Source organism: Mesorhizobium sp. M7A.F.Ca.CA.002.05.1.1 (assembly GCF_003998335.1).
In the GTDB taxonomy this organism is placed as follows: Bacteria; Pseudomonadota; Alphaproteobacteria; order Rhizobiales; family Rhizobiaceae; genus Mesorhizobium.
Genome location: NZ_RZQI01001653.1, coordinates 1 through 446 on the forward strand (window position 1 = coordinate 1; position 446 = coordinate 446).

The window sequence follows — 446 nt, forward strand, 5'->3', positions numbered from 1 at the left end:
GAGGCCCGGCGGCAAGTTCGCCACCGCCGACCTGATCGGCCTGCCCTGGCAAGTGATCGTCGGGCCGCGTGGTGTCGCAGCCGGCGAGATCGAGATCAAAAATCGCAAGACCGGCGAGCGCGAGACGCTGCCGATCGCAGACGTGAAGAAGCGCTTCGGTGTCGCCGCATGAACGAGGCGGTGGCGGCAAGACCGGTCGGCGCCGGACCCTTTTCCATCTTCGAGCGCATGGTCGCCTGGCGCTATCTGCGTTCGCGGCGCAAGGAGACGGTGATCTCGGTGATCGCCTCGATCTCGTTCCTCGGCATCATGCTGGGCGTCGCCACGCTGATCGTGGTCATGGCGGTGATGAACGGTTTCAGGGCGGAGCTTTTGACGCGCATCCTCGGCGTCAACGGCCACCTGATCGTGCAGCCGCTCTATTCGCCACTGGCGAACTACGCGCA

Annotated in this window: 1 protein-coding gene and 1 pseudogene; both read left to right on the plus strand. The window is 65.2% G+C overall.

All coding sequences use genetic code 11. The annotated features are described in order from the left end of the window. On the plus strand, window positions 1-172 hold a 172-nt coding region (locus tag EN939_RS37595; RefSeq protein WP_245473350.1), incomplete at its 5' end, for a His/Gly/Thr/Pro-type tRNA ligase C-terminal domain-containing protein. Continuing rightward, a pseudogene (locus tag EN939_RS37600) lies at window positions 169-446 on the plus strand (lipoprotein-releasing system transmembrane subunit LolC); the annotation flags it as partial. The gene EN939_RS37595 and the pseudogene EN939_RS37600, both read left to right, overlap by 4 nt.